This window comes from Citreimonas sp. (assembly GCF_042096055.1).
GTDB lineage: Bacteria > Pseudomonadota > Alphaproteobacteria > Rhodobacterales > Rhodobacteraceae > Citreimonas.
The window spans coordinates 79,904-83,335 of sequence record NZ_JBELMH010000004.1 but is presented as its reverse complement, the minus strand read 5'-3'; the positions used below and the strand labels follow the sequence as shown (position 1 = coordinate 83,335).

The window sequence follows — 3,432 nt, the reverse complement described above, 5'->3', positions numbered from 1 at the left end:
GCGTCGGCACGCCGGAATTCCAGATGACCGCGCCGGTCTGGATCCGCGGCATCCTTGACGAGCATTACGGCGTACCGGTCGACAGCGTCACCTACGTCACCGGCGGCGAGGAGACGCCGAACCGCGACGAGAAGATCAAGCTGGACCTGCCGGATAACATCAAGGTCGAGCGCATCGGCCCCGAGGACACCCTGGCGCAGATGCTGGCCGACGGGCGCATCGACGCGTTGCACACCGCGCGCAAGCCCTCGACCTATGACGGCGTGCGGGTGAAACGCCTGTTCCCCGACCACGTCGCCGTCGAACAGCAATACTTCCGCGAAACCGGGATCTTCCCGATCATGCACGTCATCGCCATCCGCCGCGAGGTCTACGAAGCCAACCGCTGGATCGCGATGAACCTGTTCAAGGCGTTCCGCGAGGCGCAGGCGCTTTGCTACGAGGGGCTGAAGGAAACGGCCGCACTGAAGGGCATGCTGCCGTTCTTCAACGCGCATGTCGAAGAGACGCTGGCCACCATGGGCGACGATTTCTGGCCCTATGGCGTGCCGAAGAACCGGGCCACGCTGGACACCTTCCTAGGCTATCACCACGCGCAGGGCCTGTCGTCGCGGCGGCTGAGCGTGGACGAGATGTTCGCGCCCGAGACGCTCGAAGAATTCGTCATCTGACGCCCCAACGAACGGAGACCGCCATGACCAAGGTCACAATTCCCGCGCTGCACGACAAGAAGCGCCGGGGCGAGAAGATCTTCGGCATAGTCGCCTGGGACACCCACATGGCCGCGATCGCGGACGGCGTTGGCGCCGACATCGTCTCGGTCGGCGACACGGTCGGCAAGAACCTGTGGGGCCGCGATACGATGTTCGAGATCACCATGGACGAGATGGTGATCGTAACCCGGGCCGTGCGGCGGGGCGTGAAGAACGCGCTCGTTTCGGCCGACTTTCCCTACGGGCCGCTTCAGAAGGGCGTCGACGCCGCCGTGCGCGCGGGCATCCGGCTGGTGAAGGAGGCGGGGATCGACCTGCTGAAGCTCGACGGCGCGGCCGAGTATCCCGAGGCGGTGACCGCGCTGGCGCGCGCCGGCATCCCGGTCTGGGCGCAGTTCGGCCTGACCCCGCAGACCGCGCTGGCGATGGGCATCCCGTACGAGAACCAGGCCAAGGCGGGCTCGGACGTGGTGTCGGGCATGGCCGACCGCATGATTGCCGAGGCGAAGATGCTGGAAAAGGCCGGCGCGGTGCTGCTCGACTTCACCAATTCCGGCCCCGAGGTCGGGCCGCGCGTGGTCGAGGCGGTGAAGATCCCCGTCATCGGCGGCTTCGGCGGCGGGCCGTGGCTCGACGGTCGCGTGCGGCTGGCGCAGGCGGCGGTGGGCTACGATGCCGCGCTCGTCGGGCAAGAGGCCAAGGGCTACGCCAACGTCGCGCAGGTGATGCACGACGCGCTGGCCGAATGCGCCGCCGACGTACGCGCGGCGCGCCAGATCAAGGGACAACCCGGGAGGACATGATGCCATTCGCGAAGATCGACGGAATCGACACCCGCTACGAGGCGATGGGCGACGGCCCGCCGCTGCTGATGTTCTCGCCCGGCGGGTTCGACGCGCGGATCGAGAAATGGACCGACCTGGGCGTCTACAAGCGGATCAGGCTGCTCGACCACCTGCCCCGCCATTTCCGGTGCATCACCTTCGACCGGCGCGAGAACGGCCAGTCGGGCGGCAGGGTCGAGCGGATCACGTGGGAGCATTTCGCGCGCCAGGGCGCGGGGCTGCTGGATCATCTGGGCATCGAGCGCGCGCATCTGATGGGCGGCTGCATGGGGTGCTGCCCCGTCTCGGCCTTCGCGGTGGCCTACCCGGACCGGACGCTGTCGATGGTGCATTACTGGCCGGTGGGCGGGGCGAACTACCGGATCAGCGGCCACCAGCGGTTCGCGCGGCACCTGGCCTACGTCGAGGAGAACGGGCTGCAGGCAGTGGTGGACCTGGTGCGCAGCCACGACAAGAACTTCTCGGGTGATCCGCGCGGGGGGCCGTGGGGGCAGCCGATCAGGAACTCGGACGACTTCGCGGCCGGGTACGCGGCGCTGGATGTGGGGCGGTACCTGCTGACGGTGACGGCGATGTATCGCGGGCTGATCGACCGGGACACCGCGCCGGGGGCCGAGCCCGAGGACCTGATGCGCCTCGACATCCCGGCGCTGGTGGTGCCGGGGGCGGACGGGTTCCACGCGACCTCGGCCGCGCGGTACCTGCAGGAATGCCTGTCGGGGTCCGAGTACTGGGACGTGCCCACGGACGACCAGACCGAAGAGAACGCGCCCGCGCGGGTCATCGACTTCCTGAAGGCGGCCGGCTGACAGCGGCGGTTTTCGGGCCGCGCGGGCAACCCTGCCCGAGGGCGTGCGGGGCATGTCCCACGATGGGACATGCCTGCGCGCACGCAATTTCAATGGGTTACAGAGACGGATTAACGAAGCGTTAGGAATTGCCCGCCTGCCCGGCTCAGGCGATGCTGTCGCGGACCGACGGCGCGAAGAGGTCGGCGATGGGCATCGGCGCGTCGATGATGCCCTGCGCCACCACCTGCGCCATCAGCAGTTCGAGCACGTTGAGGTTCGGCGCGATGCCGTAAGGCAGCGGGTCGTCCATGACCTCGAGCGCGGCCAGCTCCACCTTCTCGACCGGCGAGGGATCGGTGACGCGGCCTTCGCGCAGCGCCTGCACATGGAGCGCCTTGGCTGCCGCGAAGGCATCGAAGACCTGCACGGCCACGTCGGGTGCTTCGTCGAGCACGTCGTCGCGCACCACGACGAGGTGGTTGATCGGGTAGAAGCCGCGCGTCTTCAGCGCGTCGAGGCCGGCCTGGAAGGCGTTCTCGACGATCGGCACCAGCCCTGCGCCCTTGGCGGGCAGGCCGACGGCGGCGGCGATGTCCCCGCGGATCAACTGCTCTTCCAGCGAGCCGTCGCCGCCCAGTTCCTCGACATTGGCGGGCTTGGGCCAGTCGGGAACGTGTTCGTCGTCCGAGCGCGCCCAAGTGACCTGCGACAGGTCGACGCCGTACTCCTGCGCCAGGATCGCCCGCGCCCAGACGCCGGTGGTGACGGTGTAGCCGCGGTTGACGCCGACGCGGCGGCCTTCGAGGTCCTTCGGCCCCGAAATCGCGCCCTCGTGCGCAGCCATCGACTTGTGGTGGAAGTCGCGCACAAGGAAAACCGGCAGCGCCGTCAGCTTCGCGCCGTGGGCCTTCGCGGTGATGTAGGTGGTCAGCGCCATTTCAGACACATCGTAGGCACCCTCGCGCACCATGCGGCGGAAGGCGCGCGGCAGGGGGGTCACCTCTTCGATGTCGAAGGCGAAGTCGGGTGCCGTGACGCTGCCGTCCTGCAGGGCGCGGTTGTTGCCCTGGATGCGCGTGGCGG

General features: G+C 68.5%; 4 protein-coding genes. 3 read left to right on the top strand and 1 reads right to left on the bottom strand.

The window, feature by feature from the left end:
* The 3 genes from ACFDTC_RS02365 to ACFDTC_RS02355 form a co-directional block, all read left to right on the top strand.
* The coding region (locus tag ACFDTC_RS02365; RefSeq protein ID WP_375257261.1) for an ABC transporter substrate-binding protein at positions 1 to 671 on the top strand (671 nt) is incomplete at its 5' end.
* A 23-nt stretch (positions 672 to 694) separates the two neighbouring features.
* Entirely contained in the window at positions 695 to 1,516 is an 822-nt protein-coding gene (locus ACFDTC_RS02360; protein WP_375257260.1) for a 3-methyl-2-oxobutanoate hydroxymethyltransferase, read from the top strand.
* Entirely contained in the window at positions 1,516 to 2,367 is an 852-nt protein-coding gene (locus ACFDTC_RS02355) for an alpha/beta fold hydrolase (RefSeq protein WP_375257259.1), read from the top strand. The genes ACFDTC_RS02360 and ACFDTC_RS02355 overlap by 1 nt, the downstream gene beginning before the upstream one ends.
* 145 nt (positions 2,368 to 2,512) lie before the next feature.
* Here the strand turns inward: ACFDTC_RS02355 and ACFDTC_RS02350 are convergent.
* Positions 2,513 to 3,432, bottom strand: a 920-nt coding sequence (locus ACFDTC_RS02350; protein ID WP_375257258.1) for an ABC transporter substrate-binding protein, incomplete at its 5' end; no start/stop codon positions are given.